25 protein-coding genes and 1 tRNA gene are annotated in these 14,162 nt (G+C 62.3%); 17 read left to right on the top strand and 9 right to left on the bottom strand.

What is annotated here, in order from left to right; all coding sequences use genetic code 11:
• Positions 1–166: 166 nt before the first annotated feature.
• Positions 167–367, top strand: coding sequence for a hypothetical protein (locus P0R31_RS26165; protein WP_275517203.1), 201 nt, complete (start codon positions 167–169; stop codon positions 365–367).
• Positions 367–630 carry a hypothetical protein gene (locus P0R31_RS26160; RefSeq protein ID WP_275517201.1) on the top strand — a complete coding sequence of 88 codons (264 nt, stop codon included), beginning with the start codon at positions 367–369 and terminating at the stop codon, positions 628–630. The genes P0R31_RS26165 and P0R31_RS26160 overlap by 1 nt, the downstream gene beginning before the upstream one ends.
• A gap of 40 nt (positions 631–670) precedes the next feature.
• Here the strand turns inward: P0R31_RS26160 and P0R31_RS26155 are convergent, their stop codons facing one another.
• Positions 671–823, bottom strand: coding sequence for a hypothetical protein (locus P0R31_RS26155; protein ID WP_157284221.1), 153 nt, complete (start codon positions 821–823; stop codon positions 671–673).
• Between the two features lie 58 nt (positions 824–881).
• Positions 882–1,073 (bottom strand): DUF3072 domain-containing protein, encoded by a 192-nt coding sequence (locus P0R31_RS26150; protein WP_036033379.1) that lies wholly within the window; start codon positions 1,071–1,073, stop codon positions 882–884.
• A 98-nt stretch (positions 1,074–1,171) separates the two neighbouring features.
• Between P0R31_RS26150 and P0R31_RS26145 the strand changes: the two genes are divergently transcribed.
• The 3 genes from P0R31_RS26145 to P0R31_RS26135 all read left to right on the top strand — a co-directional run bounded on the left by P0R31_RS26145 (position 1,172) and on the right by P0R31_RS26135 (position 2,542).
• Positions 1,172–1,405, top strand: coding sequence for a hypothetical protein (locus tag P0R31_RS26145; protein ID WP_275517199.1), 234 nt, complete (start codon positions 1,172–1,174; stop codon positions 1,403–1,405).
• The gene (locus tag P0R31_RS26140) at positions 1,402–1,626 is read left to right on the top strand and encodes a hypothetical protein (protein WP_085974320.1); all 225 of its coding nucleotides are present in this window, start codon (positions 1,402–1,404) and stop codon (positions 1,624–1,626) included. The genes P0R31_RS26145 and P0R31_RS26140 overlap by 4 nt, the downstream gene beginning before the upstream one ends.
• A gap of 709 nt (positions 1,627–2,335) precedes the next feature.
• A complete protein-coding gene (locus P0R31_RS26135) occupies positions 2,336–2,542 on the top strand; it encodes a hypothetical protein (RefSeq protein ID WP_036022978.1) in 207 nt (68 codons plus the stop codon).
• A gap of 70 nt (positions 2,543–2,612) precedes the next feature.
• Here P0R31_RS26135 and P0R31_RS26130 read toward each other — a convergent pair whose 3' ends face one another.
• On the bottom strand, positions 2,613–2,915 hold the full coding sequence (locus tag P0R31_RS26130; protein WP_275517198.1) for a hypothetical protein: 303 nt from the start codon (positions 2,913–2,915) through the stop codon (positions 2,613–2,615).
• Positions 2,916–3,134: 219 nt separating this feature from the next.
• Entirely contained in the window at positions 3,135–3,626 is a 492-nt protein-coding gene (locus tag P0R31_RS26125; protein WP_275517197.1) for a hypothetical protein, read from the bottom strand.
• Between the two features lie 290 nt (positions 3,627–3,916).
• On the opposite strand from P0R31_RS26125, the gene P0R31_RS26120 reads away from it, so the two are divergent.
• The 3 genes from P0R31_RS26120 to P0R31_RS26110 all read left to right on the top strand — a co-directional run bounded on the left by P0R31_RS26120 (position 3,917) and on the right by P0R31_RS26110 (position 5,531).
• The gene (locus P0R31_RS26120) at positions 3,917–4,213 is read left to right on the top strand and encodes an HU family DNA-binding protein (protein ID WP_008558895.1); all 297 of its coding nucleotides are present in this window, start codon (positions 3,917–3,919) and stop codon (positions 4,211–4,213) included.
• A 486-nt stretch (positions 4,214–4,699) separates the two neighbouring features.
• Positions 4,700–4,834, top strand: coding sequence for a hypothetical protein (locus tag P0R31_RS26115; RefSeq protein WP_275517196.1), 135 nt, complete (start codon positions 4,700–4,702; stop codon positions 4,832–4,834).
• Positions 4,835–5,333: 499 nt separating this feature from the next.
• Positions 5,334–5,531, top strand: coding sequence for a hypothetical protein (locus P0R31_RS26110; RefSeq protein WP_275517194.1), 198 nt, complete (start codon positions 5,334–5,336; stop codon positions 5,529–5,531).
• Here the strand turns inward: P0R31_RS26110 and P0R31_RS26105 are convergent.
• Together P0R31_RS26105 and P0R31_RS26100 are read right to left on the bottom strand one after the other, a co-directional pair.
• On the bottom strand, positions 5,528–5,653 hold the full coding sequence (locus P0R31_RS26105; protein WP_275517193.1) for a hypothetical protein: 126 nt from the start codon (positions 5,651–5,653) through the stop codon (positions 5,528–5,530). The two genes, P0R31_RS26110 and P0R31_RS26105, sit on opposite strands and share 4 nt — an antisense overlap.
• A 77-nt stretch (positions 5,654–5,730) precedes the next feature.
• Positions 5,731–5,973: a hypothetical protein gene (locus tag P0R31_RS26100; RefSeq protein WP_275517192.1), complete on the bottom strand. Its 243-nt coding sequence runs from the start codon at positions 5,971–5,973 to the stop codon at positions 5,731–5,733.
• A gap of 270 nt (positions 5,974–6,243) precedes the next feature.
• Here P0R31_RS26100 and P0R31_RS26095 point away from each other — a divergent pair, with 270 nt between their 5' ends.
• A complete protein-coding gene (locus P0R31_RS26095; protein WP_275517191.1) occupies positions 6,244–6,528 on the top strand; it encodes a hypothetical protein in 285 nt (94 codons plus the stop codon).
• Positions 6,529–6,626: 98 nt separating this feature from the next.
• Here P0R31_RS26095 and P0R31_RS26090 read toward each other — a convergent pair whose 3' ends face one another.
• The gene (locus P0R31_RS26090) at positions 6,627–6,791 is read right to left on the bottom strand and encodes a hypothetical protein (protein WP_167361660.1); all 165 of its coding nucleotides are present in this window, start codon (positions 6,789–6,791) and stop codon (positions 6,627–6,629) included.
• A 252-nt stretch (positions 6,792–7,043) separates the two neighbouring features.
• Between P0R31_RS26090 and P0R31_RS26085 the strand changes: the two genes are divergently transcribed.
• From P0R31_RS26085 to P0R31_RS26065, 5 genes are all read left to right on the top strand, one after another.
• Positions 7,044–7,805, top strand: coding sequence for an SIR2 family NAD-dependent protein deacylase (locus tag P0R31_RS26085; RefSeq protein WP_275517189.1), 762 nt, complete (start codon positions 7,044–7,046; stop codon positions 7,803–7,805).
• A gap of 272 nt (positions 7,806–8,077) precedes the next feature.
• Positions 8,078–8,671, top strand: coding sequence for a cold-shock protein (locus P0R31_RS26080; RefSeq protein ID WP_430516863.1), 594 nt, complete (start codon positions 8,078–8,080; stop codon positions 8,669–8,671).
• A 115-nt stretch (positions 8,672–8,786) separates the two neighbouring features.
• The gene (locus P0R31_RS26075) at positions 8,787–9,272 is read left to right on the top strand and encodes a DUF192 domain-containing protein (RefSeq protein ID WP_275517187.1); all 486 of its coding nucleotides are present in this window, start codon (positions 8,787–8,789) and stop codon (positions 9,270–9,272) included.
• A gap of 93 nt (positions 9,273–9,365) precedes the next feature.
• Positions 9,366–9,442: transfer RNA gene (locus P0R31_RS26070), tRNA-Pro, on the top strand.
• A gap of 716 nt (positions 9,443–10,158) precedes the next feature.
• Positions 10,159–10,353: a hypothetical protein gene (locus P0R31_RS26065; protein ID WP_275517185.1), complete on the top strand. Its 195-nt coding sequence runs from the start codon at positions 10,159–10,161 to the stop codon at positions 10,351–10,353.
• 111 nt (positions 10,354–10,464) lie between these two features.
• On the opposite strand, the gene P0R31_RS26060 is transcribed toward P0R31_RS26065, so the two are convergent.
• Complete coding sequence (locus P0R31_RS26060) at positions 10,465–11,637, bottom strand: OpgC domain-containing protein (RefSeq protein WP_157284240.1); 1,173 nt, start codon at positions 11,635–11,637, stop codon at positions 10,465–10,467.
• Positions 11,638–11,890: 253 nt separating this feature from the next.
• Between P0R31_RS26060 and P0R31_RS26055 the strand changes: the two genes are divergently transcribed.
• The 3 genes from P0R31_RS26055 (at position 11,891) to P0R31_RS26045 (ending at position 13,057) form a co-directional block, all read left to right on the top strand.
• Complete coding sequence (locus tag P0R31_RS26055; RefSeq protein ID WP_024337795.1) at positions 11,891–12,196, top strand: ETC complex I subunit; 306 nt, start codon at positions 11,891–11,893, stop codon at positions 12,194–12,196.
• Between the two features lie 31 nt (positions 12,197–12,227).
• Positions 12,228–12,452, top strand: a complete 225-nt coding sequence (locus P0R31_RS26050) for a hypothetical protein (RefSeq protein WP_275517183.1) — start codon at positions 12,228–12,230, stop codon at positions 12,450–12,452.
• 110 nt (positions 12,453–12,562) lie between these two features.
• Positions 12,563–13,057: an Lrp/AsnC family transcriptional regulator gene (locus tag P0R31_RS26045; RefSeq protein ID WP_275517182.1), complete on the top strand. Its 495-nt coding sequence runs from the start codon at positions 12,563–12,565 to the stop codon at positions 13,055–13,057.
• Positions 13,058–13,103: 46 nt separating this feature from the next.
• Here the strand turns inward: P0R31_RS26045 and P0R31_RS26040 are convergent, their stop codons facing one another.
• The gene (locus P0R31_RS26040) at positions 13,104–14,132 is read right to left on the bottom strand and encodes an AraC family transcriptional regulator (protein ID WP_275517180.1); all 1,029 of its coding nucleotides are present in this window, start codon (positions 14,130–14,132) and stop codon (positions 13,104–13,106) included.
• Positions 14,133–14,162: the final 30 nt, after the last annotated feature.

Genomic DNA, 14,162 nt, shown 5'->3' with positions numbered 1-14,162 from the left:
TTTTGCGGTGCACTTAACTCACGCCGGCCGCCGGCCGATCTGCTGCACCGACACTGAACTACCTTGTGTTATTCGGGAGGTGCAGTCCAGCGGCGCAGGCTTCCAGCCGCTCTCGTCATTGCCACCTGCACTTGAACCCCGCCAGAGGTCGCGCCGACCAAACGCCATGGCCGCACTCGTTGCAGAACTCCTGTTCGATCTCGTCAGAACCCTCGTGGGCAACTGGCTGAGACAGGCTGTGGTCGCCACGTGTGCGTGGCTCGATACGAAGATTCACGGCCGCGCGGCACGCTTTGTCGTGGGCGGGCTGCTCGGGATCGCCGCTTTCTTCCTCATTCCTGTTATCGCTGACCTGCTGGGTCTTTGATGCCCTGGCTGAGGACACATCTCGTCATCGCGTTGGCCGTGGGGGCGCTCATCTCGACGGTGCTCCTCGTTCTGGAGCCGCTGACCGACTTCGCGTTTCTTTGGCTGGAGTGGCCGGGCATCAGCGCAGCGTATTTTTTCCGGGGAGCGGTCGGAGGATCCGCCGTCCTCGGCATCGCCATTTCGTGGGTCGTGAATGCACTGACCTACGGTCTGGGTGCTTTCGTCATTCTCAGCGCCTTCAAGGTGCTGAGGGAAGCATGAGGCGTCGGCGCCAAATGGTTTTCTCTATCGCGATGCTTCCTCACGCGGTCTCCTCGTCGCCCTTCGCAACGATCTCGACTTCGAAATAGCCGAGGTCGCGGAGCTCGGCGGCTTTCTTCTCGGCCGCTTCCCTTGTGTCTCTCTTCAAGATGATCTGGCCCGCTCCGTCGCGGGCACAAACGAAATAAGGCATTCTCGATTCCCAATTTCGTTTGCATACGCACGGAGCCGGGTTCCCGCAATCGGACGGCTCACTCGTCCAGCCCGGCCTTTTGCCGCATCTTGTCGATCAGCTCCGAGGCCTCGGCCTTGGTCAGCTCGTCCGCGGGCGGGCTCTCGTGCGCCTGCTCGGCGAGGGTCTTGAGGTAGGATTCCTGGGCTCCGGTCATCGGGTCGTCGCCGGAAACCCAGTCCTTCGGGTCCTTCCTTGTGTTGTCGGCCATCGCACATCTCCTATTCCGTTTTCCGTAGAACGTCGGACTCGACTCTTCGTTCCGTTTTTGTTCTCATGGGCCATCTCTAGAATTTGCGAGGCGGAACAATGCCGGACCTGGACTTTCTCAGGCGCGAGATCGAGCGGATGCGCATCCAGATGGGCAGGCAGAGGAAGGAGATCCTCCAGCTGCAGCGGGCGGGGATCGGCACGGCCTCGGCCGAAGCGCTGCTGTCGCGGATGCAGGCGAAGGTCGAGAGCCTGTGCGCGGAACGCGACGCGCTGAAGGCGGCAGAGCCGCGCCAGACCAAGGGCAGGGTGCTCGGCGGGAGGACATGGTGAGCAGGCGATGGTTCGACGACGAGCGAGACCTGTCGCCCTTCCTGACCGCGCTCGAGGACGTCCGCCGCAGAGCGACGCGGGAAGGGTGGTGCTATGCCCACGTCCAGGCCATCATCGTCGCCATCGACCAGTACGCGGAAGCGGCGACGGGCAACCGCGAGTATTTCCTCAACAAGCCGGTTTCGATCGGGGACAACCGGAAGGCCGCGGACATTCCGTGAGCGCCCGAGCGGCTCTCGGGACTGCGCGGCTATCGTTGCCGATCAGCGCGGTGAGACCGAGGAGGAGGGCGCTGACCTCATGCGTTCCGCCGAAGCGGTCTTGCTTCGCGGCGAAGGCCTGGCGCGGCGCTTGCCCGACTTCGGACCGGCTTTTGGTGTGATCCCGTTCTGCTCGTCGAACTGCTTCAGCCAGGCCGCGATGTATCGCGGGTCGTCGGGACAAAGCCGCTCGAGCAAACGAAGGTTCTGCGCTCTGAATTCCACAAGGGTTCTCGGCATCACGGCTCCTCAAAACCCTGCCCGTCGCAAAAATTGCGTCCGGACGGCCGCCGGGTCAACGGCAAAGAGCGCTTGAAATCCCGGGCGAGCTGATGCAGCGCCAAAGCGAAAACCCCGCCCTTTTCAGGAGCGGGGTTCTCTGTCGAGGTGAAGCTTAGGGACGCTTCAACTGTAAGACGCGCGAGCGGCAAGAAGGTTCAAACGAAAGTGCGCCGCTTCGCTGCAACGTGGATGCGCTCGCGGCGGGCCAATTACAAATCCGTAAGTCGGTTGAAAATCGACGCCGGAAAACTATCTCTGCATCAGGCGGCAGCGTAACAAGCCGCCCCTCAACTGACACCCAGCCGCCGCGCTCAGAACAGGCGAAGCTGGGTCCTTTGACATTCTCCCGCTTAAGGTCCCGCCTCATTGGCCTCAGAGGCAAACGTCGATGGCTGCCCGCACCTACAACCACGAACGCTGGTCGGAAGACGACGACCGGCTGCTTCGATCCATGTGTGAAACCGGCAAGAGCCTGACGCTGATGATCGTGAAGCTGAAGCGCCCCATTGCATCGATCAGGTCGCGCGCGATCGAGCTTGGCATCAATCTTCCGGGCACGCGCATCGGCCTGCGACGGAAGCGGCGAACCGCTTGAGCCTGCACGCCCGGACAAAGCTGCTCATGTCGCCGCGCCGCTCTACGCGAGCGGAGCGGCTGAACGATGCTCAGGCCGCAATTCGGTGTTCGACCGGCGCCGTCAGGAACTTGAGCGCTTCGGCATGGGCGAGATCCGGAACCGCGATCGCCGTGTGGCTGTACATCGCATGTGTCCGCGACGTCGCAATCTGGTCCAGGATCGCCTTGCCCTTGATGACGTGGAGGCCCATGCCGTCATCGACCGGGAAGATCGCCAGCACCACGTCGTAGGCCGCGATCACGGCTCTCAGCGCCTCGGCCTTGTCTTCGGCGACATCGACGAAAATACGAACATCCGCCGCGAGTTCACGCAGCTCGTTAAAATCCAGCACTTTGAGGATACTCCAACGCAACCAACCTGACTGAAGCTTGGTCGCGTTAGGTTACTGAAGCGTCAACAACGGATCGCCGAGCCACAAGTTTCACGAACGCGAGGAAGCGCGATCCGATCTAAAGCGCGATGAAATTTGGATGAATCGTCATCGCGCTTTAGGTTATTGTTTGCGCATGATCTTTCCGGAAAACCGCTTCGCACTTTTCCGGATCATGCTTTAGCGCTTGGCGTCCCCCTTGCGAAGCCTGGCCTCGGCGGCCTCGTCGACGAGAGTCAGGCTGGCGCCATCATAGCTCAGCTTGAAACCGCGACCGACGATCCAGATCCAGCCTTCCCGGTCCTTGATGGCCGCGGCGTTGAACTGGTCGGAGATGGATTTGACGGCAGCTTCCTGCGATCCTGGATTGTTCAGCGTCGCATTGACGCGCCAGATCGGATGCCTGGGGTCGGTCTCGTCGCCGTCAACGGCGACCTTGGCGCCGTTGATCTCGCATGCGAGCGTGTACGGACCCCGGTCCGGCCGGCAGAGATAGTGGCGTTGAGCGACGAGCTTGTTGACCTCGTCGAATGTCATCCCGGGCGAGAAGCCGAAGATGTCGGACTTTTTCACGAGGGCCAAGGACGCCGGCTTCAGGAAGCCCGGCTGGATCGCGACGATGGCTGCGACAGCGACCACGATCAAACCGGCGATGACGATAGCGACCTTCATCAGAACCCCATCAGATACCTTTCCCGGCTTATAGCAGCCGCGGTGCTCTGAAAGGTTCGAGAAAATTGCAAGTCCTGAAAAATGCAGGTCCTGAAAATTGCAGGTCCTGCAACGTCTTGCACAGGAAGTCGGGAACCTTGCGGAGCCCGTGCTTGCGTTTTCGGCCTCGATAGGGTCTAAGCCCGGTCGCTTCATGACTTCTGGCATGAATCAGCAGCGCGCACTCGCGGGTCCGGCCGCGTCCCCAGCAGCAGAATTGCTCCGCGCACCCATTCAAAGGAATTCAGACCATGGCGAAGATGACGAAGACCCAATTGATCGATGCAATTGCCGAGGGCACGCAGCTTTCGAAGAACGACGTGAAGTCGGTGATCGAGTACATGGCGACGGTCGGCTACAAAGAGCTCAACGAGTCCGGCGAGTTCGTCATTCCCGGCTTCGTCAAGATGTCGGTCGTGAACAAGCCGGCGACCGAAGCCCGCATGGGCATCAATCCCTTCACCAAGGAGCCGATGCAGTTTGCGGCGAAGCCCGCCAGCAAGTCGGTCAAGGCCTCGCCGCTGAAGGTGGCCAAGGACGCCGTCTGACGTGCCGGCGATGTCGGTGCGGTGGGCTCATTGACGCGCCGGCGCAGCAATCAACGGCCGAGGACCAGGTGGTGCTCGGCCATCGCGATGCCCGAACATCAAGACGACCATCAGGGTAAACAGCACGCGGTACTCGCTTCGTCCTGAACGACGAGCCGCGTTCCCTCACCATCCTCATCCGCTTCACAAGAAAAAGCCCCGCGCTTTCGCGCGAGGCTTTTCTGGCTGACGGCGTTGGGATTTCAGCGCCTGGCCGACAGCCATGGCTTTAACCTAAAGTTGAAATCGCAAAAAGCAACAGCGCCGCCACGACGGAGTATGTTCGTCAGGCGGCGCTGCCGTGTAACTGGGCGCTGAAATCCCCAGCTTCCATAGGTGCTTGGCGCGCCGAAAAGGTTCAATGCCGCCGCCGACAAAATTCTAGGTCCGGGGCTGGACTTGTTGTTCTTATTTTGTTCTAGTGAGGCGCCTTGATGGAGGTGACTCATGACCGTCGAAAAACAGCGCGAAGTGATCAGGCTCTGGAACGAGCTCAGAAAGGTCGAGGGCCCTGCGGCGGAGGAGCTGCGCATCCAGATCCTCGAATGCTTCTCGAAGGACAAGCCGAAGCGGGCGGCCTGACTTTGTCGACGCCACGCGGCAACGCGCAAGCGCGGTCCGCTCTGAAGGTTCGCGCTTGATCTGTCGCCGCGTTGCTTGCCGGCGAAGAGTCTTCTCGAAGTTTTGTTGAAGAAGAGTCTTGTTGCAGAAGGGACTTGTCGAAGAAGGGACTTATCGAAGAAGGGTCCTGCCGCGTCGACGGTGTGAGCGTGCTCTTTCATCAATCGTTAGGAGTTGCTCTCTGCGCATTCTTGCGACTCCGATTCGTTCTTCGCGAACGAAACGGAGTCGAAGCTGGAACAAAGCCGGGCGTTCTTGCGCCGCTCTCGCCGCGAAGGTGCCGGATGCGTCTGGCTAACGATAGCTTATGCCGATGCCGATAACCCTATTCGGTTAGGTTAAAAGCTCAATCGCATTGCGCTTGCTGCGCCTTGGGGTAGGTGTCCGGCAAAGACAAGCAAGAAACGCCTTTGCCAGAAACGCCTTTGCCAGAAACGATTTGCCCAAGCAGCAATTTGCCATGATGCCTTTTTCAGCTCCGTCCTTTTTCCAAGGCGACCGGCACACCTACCGGCGCGTTGCCGTCGTCGGCACGCTGTTCTGTCTCGCTTTCTTCGTGATCAGCTTCTCGCTGCGGCCGCAGGCCGAGGACACGCGCGTTGCGGTCAAGGCCGACCGGCTGGTCCGCACGGCAGGCCAAGCCGCGCGCGCCAATTAACGCTCCTCGCCGCAACGGCGGTCATCGGCCCGCGCCTGCGGGCATCCCGCGCCGCGCGAGGCGAGCGCCACGAAGCCGGCATAGCCGGACAGGTTGAGCAAGACTTCGAGCCAGGCGGGCATATCTCTTTCTCTCCGCTCAGCAGGGAACGGGCTCAACGTCCGCGGGCATTCCTGGTTCCATACTCCCGCGAAGAAACTCAGAGCCGGGTGGACGGGTCGAGGCGGCGGCCGAGGCTCGCGACGGATTCGCCCGACGGCTGCTCCTTGAGGAACTCGGCGATGGCCTGCGCCAGCTCGCGGTCGCTCATCGGCGTCGGCGGCGGGCGCAGCGTGCCGACACCGAAGCTGCGGACGATCTCGTCGTAATGCTCATCCTCGGATTTGGGAACCAATTTGCGGATACGGGCCAGCAAAGCGGATAAGGGCAAACTCTCCTCCATGATCGTCGTCCCCGCTGGCAACCGTCATGGTCTGCTGCCATCTGCTCCCGTGAAACTGAAAACCCCGCCAGCACCGCGGAGATGCTGACGGGGTCTTCGTGCTATCGCCTCAACCCGGATGGCAGAGGCTCCCGCACTTGGAACATCAATCCGCCGCGGGCGATTTCGTTCCCGCTGCATCGATATTTTTGACGGCGTTCGGTTCCCGCGCGACGCGCAACCATCGCAGGTGCTCGCCGTTGTCCCCGCGACACGCGAAGGAGGACAAGCATGAAGAAGACACTGGCAGTTCTGGCCACCATCGCGGCGGTCGGTGTGACCACGGTCGCGGCGCCCGCGCCGGCCGAGGCGCGCGGCCGTGGCGGCATCGGTCCGGGCCTCGCGTTCGGCCTTGCCGCCGGCGCAATCACCGCGGGCGCGGTCGCAGCATCCCAGCCCTATGGCTATTACGGTCCCCGCTACCGCTATTACGACGGTCCCGCCTATTACGGACCGGGTCCGTACGCCTATTACGGCGGGCCATACTACCGTCACCACCACTACCGTCATTGGTAGTCGGCGATAGCGAAAAGCCCGGAGCGGTGCTCCGGGCTTTTTTCATTCGCAGGTCTTGTTTCACTCGCACGTTTTCGCGCCTGCCGGCGCGATGATGCCTACGGCCAGAGCGAGGGCCGCTCGACCTTGCGGGCATTCTCCAGCGTCGCCACGAAATATTCCTCGCGCTCGCGCTTGAACTTTTCCTGCGTGGCACGGAAGGCGGCGACACGGGCAGCGATTTCTTCGCGTTCGCGCTCTTTGCGTTGTTCGTCTTCGGTCATGTCAAATCCCCTCTACACCTGAGTATGTGCACATCCGAACTCAAGCACTGCCGCCGCAATCACGTTGAGTCGCGTCAACACATCCATTGGCACTTCCGAATGGGGCGTCAATGGGGAGGAGGCATTGCAGGATTGTGATATGCGAAGGTCGGAAGAAATTGCCGAGCGCATTGCGTTGGCGCTTGATAAGAGCGTCAACAATCTTGCCGCTTGTGCATGTTGCTGTCAGGCCAAACTATTCGGGAGGCGCGATTGATCGCATCGGACCTGCAGAGCGGTATCGAACGGCTCGGCGACATGATCGCCGAAGCCAGGACCATCGTCCCGTTCACCGGCGCCGGCATCTCGACCGAATGCGGCATTCCTGACTTCCGCTCGCCGGGCGGAATTTGGACGCGCAACCGTCCGATCCCGTTCGACGAGTTCGTCGCGAGCCAGTCAGCGCGGGACGAATCCTGGCGCCGCCGCTTTGCGATGGAGGAGGTCTTCGCCGCAGCGAAGCCCGGTCGCGGCCATCGGGCGCTGGCATCGCTCTACCGCGCCGGCAAGGTTCCCGCCGTCATCACCCAGAACATCGACAATCTGCACCAAGCCTCCGGCTTTGCGCCGGAGCACGTGATTGAACTTCACGGAAATACCACTTATGCGCGCTGCATCGGCTGCGGGCAGGACTATCCGCTCGACTGGGTGAGGCGCCGTTTCGACGGCGATGGCGCCGCGCCCAACTGTACCGCCTGCGACGAGCCGGTGAAGACCGCCACGATTTCCTTCGGGCAGATGATGCCGGACGAGGAGATGCAGCGCGCGACAGCGCTGTCGCAGGCCTGCGATCTCTTCATCGCGATCGGTTCCTCGCTGGTGGTCTGGCCGGCGGCCGGCTTTCCGATGATGGCCAAGCGCGCCGGTGCACGTCTCGTGATCATCAATCGCGAGCCGACTGAGCAGGACGACATCGCCGACCTCGTCATCCGCCACGACATCGGCGAGACGCTCGGGCCCTTTGTCGGTAATTGAGGCATCAATTTGATTCGCGGCTGTGCAAGCTGTTCATAGGTTCCGGCGAATCTCTTTTTTGTCTATGCGTCGCAACCGGGAGTGTTATCTTTTGAGTCGAAAGATTCGCGTCGCGTCGCGTCGAATCGAGAACATTCTCTTAAGACGCGTGATTCGAGCGCCGCCAATGTGGCGGGTTGCATGGCAGTGTGGGGTCCGGGGTTATGGGGTCGTCGGACGGATTTGAGTCCAAGAAGCTTGGAGTTCCCGGACAGGGCACCTCGCCAGGGCGCATGACGCCGGGCGAGCATGGCAGCGCCGGCCGAGACAGTGCACTCAGTCCGTTCACCGGATTGGGCGAAGCCAGCGCCAACCTCGTCGAGGTCACCGGCGTCATCAAATGGTTCGACGCCTCCAAAGGTTACGGCTTCATCGTTCCCGACAACGGCTGGCCCGACGTGCTCCTGCACGTTACCGTGCTTAGGCGCGACGGCTTCCAGACCGCTTATGAGGGCGCCCGAATCGTCGTCGAGTGCATCCAGCGCGCCAAGGGCTACCAGGCCTTCCGCGTCGTCTCGATGGACGAGTCGACCGCGATCCACCCGGCGCAGATGCTGCCGCCGCGCACCCATGTCACGGTCACCCCAACCAGCGGATTGGAACGGGCCCAGGTCAAATGGTTCAACCGGCTGCGCGGCTTCGGCTTCCTGACCTGCGGCGAGGGCACCCCCGACATCTTCGTGCACATGGAGACCCTGCGCCGCTTCGGCATGACTGAGCTGAGGCCGGGCCAGTATGTCCTGGTCCGCTTCGGGCCCGGCTCCAAGGGCATGATGGCGGCCGAGATCCATCCCGAGACCGGATCGCCCGGATTGCAGTCGCACTGACGATATGAATTCCCGCAATCGTGAGCAGAGGCGCGCTGCAAGGCCGGCGCGCCCCTTCCTTTTCCGGCGGTCGCCGCGTAAGGACTGATTGAAGTCCCACGCTACGAGAGCCCCCATGACTTCTGATCGAAAGGCCGCCTGGTCCGCTCTGAGGGGCTGGCTGGTCGCCATCCTCGTCCTCGCCGGATGGGCCGTCGCCGGGGCGCCGGCCGACGCCGCCAGCTTCCAGCCGCTTGAGATCGTCACCAAGAACGGCGTGCAGGTCTTCTCCGTCGAGATGGCAACGACCGCGGAGGAGAAGGAGACCGGCCTGATGTATCGCAAGGAATTGGCCGACGGCAAAGGCATGCTGTTCGACTTCAATCCCGAGCAGGAAATCTCGATGTGGATGAAGAACACTTATGTGTCGCTCGACATGATCTTCATCCGCGCCGATGGCCGCATCCTGCGCATTGCGGAGAATACCGAGCCGTTGTCGACGAAGATCATCTCCTCCCGGGGACCCGCGCGGGCCGTGCTGGAGGTGGTGGCGGGGACGGCGCAGAAGTACGGCATCCGCCCCGGTGACCGCGTCGGCCACCCCCTGTTCGGCGGCAAATAGGGCGGGCAGGGCCGATTGGGGCTCAGGGCCGGCGGCTTTGGAAAGCTTGCTGGCGCTCCGGGAAGCGTGTATCGACGGGGCTCGCCGGACATTCGGGGTATAGCGCAGCCTGGTAGCGCGGCAGTTTTGGGTACTGCAGGTCGTTGGTTCGAATCCAGCTGCCCCGACCAGTCCCGGGCGGCGCTGGCCTAGAGGTCAGCATCCAACCGGCAATGGCCAGGCATCCACGCGTCCGGCCTCCGCTTCGCCTTGGAAATCAGCAAAGCCTCATCGAACCTTCGCCCGTCGCGATAGACAAATCCGTGTTGGGGATTTCAGCGCCCAATGTGTAACGGACGCCGCCAAGCGATGAATATTCCGCTTGCGCGGTGTTGCGTTTTTGCCGGCCGCGCTCGTCAGTTCGAAGCGTACCAGCCGGGCGGAAATGGCACGTACGGCCAGGCCATCTGATTGTCGTTGGCGGCTTGGGGCGGCCGTTGCGAGGTCGTGCTCACGATTGGCGCGGGCGGGATCACGCGCAACGCGAGGCGCAGACGCGCACATTGCAATTTCATCATTGTCGTCCCCCCAGCAATCTACTTGCTTCCAAACGTCCGATCGTCTGCAAAGTTCAGTCTTAAAATCACCCTGCGCCGAAACGGCGCGCTCGTTCTCAAATCACGGGCATTCTAGAAAAATCGCCGCAAGCTTTCAACCAAACGCGTCGCTCCATCCCAAGAAGTAAGGTTGATCGGCAAGGTTAAAGGCGAGCGGCTGTTGCGGCCGTTTGGCTGGCTGCTATCAGGTCGGTCCCGGCTCGCGATGGGCTGTCCACTCTGTGCCACCACAGATGACTGTTCGTCGCGGCGCGCGGATCAGCCTAAGTTCTGCGCCAGCGAGTTCTGCCATGGCTATTGACCGCAACATCGGGACCGTCGGTCCGCAGTCGAACTGGACCGAGATCTGGCACCTCTGGACGGTGATCGTACCGCGTCGCTCCATCAACGGGCAGTTCGTACTCGGCAAGGTTTGGCGTCGCCACGACGGCCGTGACTGGATCTACAAGAAGTTCACCGAGTTCGACGGCGAAGAGGCGGCCTAGAGCATGATCCGGAAAAGTGTGAAGCGGTTTTCCGAAAAGATCATGCTCAAGCAATAACCTAAAGTGCGATGACGATTCATCCCGAGCATCGCGCTTTAACTGCCGCCTCTCTCAGGCCGCCTTCGCTTCCGCAGCCGGCTTGGCCGGCGGCGGCTTCAGCGGCTTGTCCTGCTTCTTCGACCACGAGATGTAATAAGCCACGGTCGTCATGATCGCGATGCCGGCGACACTGACGAAGATCTGCGCGAGCAGCGACCCTGAGCTCATCGACAGCTCGAAATGACCGACGAAGGACAGGAACACGCCGACGCAGAACACGGCGAGCGACTGCTGGCCACAGACGATCAAGGGGTCGAACACCTTCCACTCCAGCCCCGGCCACTCCTTCGGCACGAAGCGGATCACCAGGATCACGATCACCACGAAGTGGAGGAAGCGATACGGTGCGAGGTTGGTCTTGTCATTGGGGTTGAAGGCCGAGAACAGCCATTCCGGGAACATGCCGCCGAAGGTGGGGAAACGGCCGGCCATGGTCATGACCAGCGCAAACAGGAGATAACCGAGGCAGACCCACAGCGTAACAGGCGAGTTGATCAGCGCTGCCGAGCGCCGCGCGCCGCCCATGGAGCACCAGGCGCCGAACACGAACAGCACCTGCCAGCAATAGGGGTTGAAGTACCACTGGCCGGCCGGATAGGCGGTCAGGTTCCAGCCGTTATGGCGCGCGACGAGCCACAGCACGATCGACAGGATCATCGTCAAATCGGGTTTGCGCAGCATGAACCACAGCACCGGCGGAAACAGGCCCATCAGCACGATGTAGAGCGGCAGCACGTCGAGATTGAGCGGCTTGAAGCGCAGGAACAGGCCCTGGCGCAGCGTCTCGGTGGCGTTGTCGACGAGGCCGGCGACGTTGAACTCGTTGATCATCTCGGAATCGCCGAAGCGCAGCGCGAGATAGCTGATCGAGGCGATGTAGATCACGAACAGGATGATGTGGGCGACATAGAGCTGCCAGACCCGCTTGGTCAGCCGCGTGGCGCCGACGATGAAGCCGCGGTCCAGCATCATCCGTGCATAGACGAAGGAGGCGGTGTAGCCGGAGATGAAGACGAACAGGTCGGCCGCGTCGGAAAAGCCGTAGTTGCGGGTCGTGATCCAGTTCACGACGTTGTCGGGGATATGGTCGAGAAAGATCGCCCAGTTCGCGACGCCGCGAAACAGGTCGAGCCGGAGGTCGCGACCCTTGTCGGGAAGCGTGGCGCTGACGTTCAGGAAGGCCATGCGTCGGGAGCTTTCAAAGAGGACGGAAGCGCGGAGATCGACGAAACCGGGCCGGCAAACAGGGTCCCAGGATGAAACGCGGGTACGCAATTGTCACGGTGCAGCATAATGACTATACCGTTGGCGAGGGGCGCCGGAGCCGGAATCAGGATCAGTTTCCAACCGGTTTCTCTATACTATCCCCGAGATTTCCACCAACTGCCACCGTGACGCATCGAGATCGAACGGAAAGACCAAGAGGCCCGGACCAGTCATGACCGCACGCATTTTCAAGCCCGCCAAGAACGCGATGCAATCCGGCCGGTCCAAGACCAGGGAATGGCAGCTCGATTACGAGCCGGAGCAGCCGCGGTCGGTCGAGCCGCTGATGGGCTGGACGTCGTCGGCCGACATGAAGCAACAAATTACGCTGCGCTTCCACAGCAAGGAAGAGGCGATCGCCTATTGCGAGCGCAAGGGTATCGCCTATCAGGTGATCGAGCCCAAGGAGTCGATCCGCCGGCCGGTTGCCTATGCCGACAATTTCTCGTTCCGCCGCGGCGAGCCCTGGACGCATTGAGGGGCGGCAAGTACCTGTCCGGGAGCGCCCCATGAGCAGAGACAAGCGAAAGAAGCATGCGCGGGCGATGGACTTTTTGCGCTGGCTCAATGCCGAGCGTCGGGGCGCACACAGCGGCCTCATGAGGATCGACCGCAGGCTGTCGCCCGTAGCCAGCTATTGTGTGGAGCGCGGGCTGGCCAAAATTCGACGCAAGCGCTTCGGCGAGCGGTTAAGCCTTACGATCCTGGACTCGGGGCTGCGCGATCGGTCCTGAAGAGTCTGCAGAGCCCTGGCCGAAGCAAATCCTGGCCTCGAATCGCCCTTGGCATCAATTCCGCCCTATGCTTCGCTGCCTCGCATGACACGACCATGGCGAGGTGGGGTATGGCGGGCCGTGACCGGCTCGACGGCGTCGATCTGAAAATCCTATCCGAGCTGCAGCAGGATGGGCGGGTTCGCAACAACGAGCTGGCGCTGCGCGTCGGCGTGTCCGCGCCGAACTGCCTGCGGCGGCTGAAATCGCTGTTCAGCCGCGGCGTGATCCGGGCGGTGCGCGCCGTGATCGACGAGCGGCTGCTCGGCTACGAGGTGGTGTCGTTCGTCTCGATCCAGCTTGGCAGCCAGGCCCAGCCGGTGCTGGAGGCGTTCGAGAGCTCGATCGCCGCGATCCCGCGCATCCAGCAATGCTGGCGGATTTCCGGCGACACCGACTATCTGCTCAAATGCGTGGCGCCGAGTGTCGAGAGCATGCGCCAGCAGCTCTTGCATTTCGCCGCGATGCCCAATGTGAAGAACGTCCGCAGCTTCCCAGTGCTCGGGGTTGCCAAGGACGTGCCGCTGCCGCTGCAGGAGGTCGCGGTGGCGGAGCCGGCTGGGTAGGGCTTCGAATATCCCACGACCAAATCTGAATTTCAGGGAAAGCGCCTCAGCGATACCGGCCCCGAAACTCGCGCGGGGAGGTGCCGGTCCAGGTCCGAAAGGCCCGCGAAAAGCTCTTCTCGTTGCGGAAGCCGGCGATCTCGGCGATGCGCTTGATCGGCGTGCGGCCGCGCATCAGCTCCTGTTTGGCGAGCTCGAATTTCGCCTCCTCCTTGAGATCGCGCAGCGAGGTGGACTCCTCGCGCAGGCGGCGATGCATCGTGCGGCTGGAGAGCGCGAGCTCGCGCGCGACGTCCTCGGCGCCGAGGACCCGTCCGCGCGCATCCCGCAGCACGCGGCGGACGCGCTCGACCAGCAGGCGGTCGCGCCGGTAGGGCAGCACGGTGAGCCGGAGCGCGCCCTTGAGCATGTTGTCGAGATCGGCTGCGCTGCGCTTCAGCGGCAGCGAGAGATAGTGCTTGTCGAAGACAATGGCCGCGCGGTCCGCATCGAAGCGGACGCTCCGGCAAAAGATAGTCGGATAGACCGAGACGTGGCCGGGCTCGGAGTAAGGAAACTCAGCCGCGCGGAGCGCGATCTGGGAATCGACAGCCCAGCATGAGAAGCCGAGCACATAGCGGAACAGCGTGACGAGGCAGAATTCGCGGAACGCCCCGAGGTCACGCAGCTGACGGATCGACACGACGGCGGTCTCTTCGCCAACCTCGAGATCGAGCACCACATCCTCGGTGACCAGGCGGTGATGCCGGCACCAGCGCTTGAGCGCGACCTCCAGCGTCGGTGCGGTGATCGAGGCTCGGCACAGCATGCCATAGGTGCCCCATGGCAGCCGGCGCGAGAACCAGCCTAGCGCCTCGTCATCGAGCTCGCGCATGGCATGGCCCGCCAGGGCCTCGAACTGGGCCGCGGTCACACGCCCATCAGGAGAATTCAGGAGCTCCGGCGCGACCTGGCCCCGGCTCAAGGCTTCGGCGGGATCGCGGCCGTAATGCTCGTACGCGGCGACCACGCCGCGGACGAAGGCGGCGGGCGTGACGGCGCGGCGCGGAATTGCGGTGGCGGCTTGAAAAGGCATCGGAATTCCTTTCGGAAATCCTCGCCAAGT

The organism is Bradyrhizobium yuanmingense (assembly GCF_029167105.1).
Lineage (GTDB): Bacteria > Pseudomonadota > Alphaproteobacteria > Rhizobiales > Xanthobacteraceae > Bradyrhizobium > Bradyrhizobium yuanmingense_A.
The sequence above is the reverse complement of the archived record's forward strand: the minus strand, read 5'-3'. Positions and strand labels throughout refer to the sequence as shown.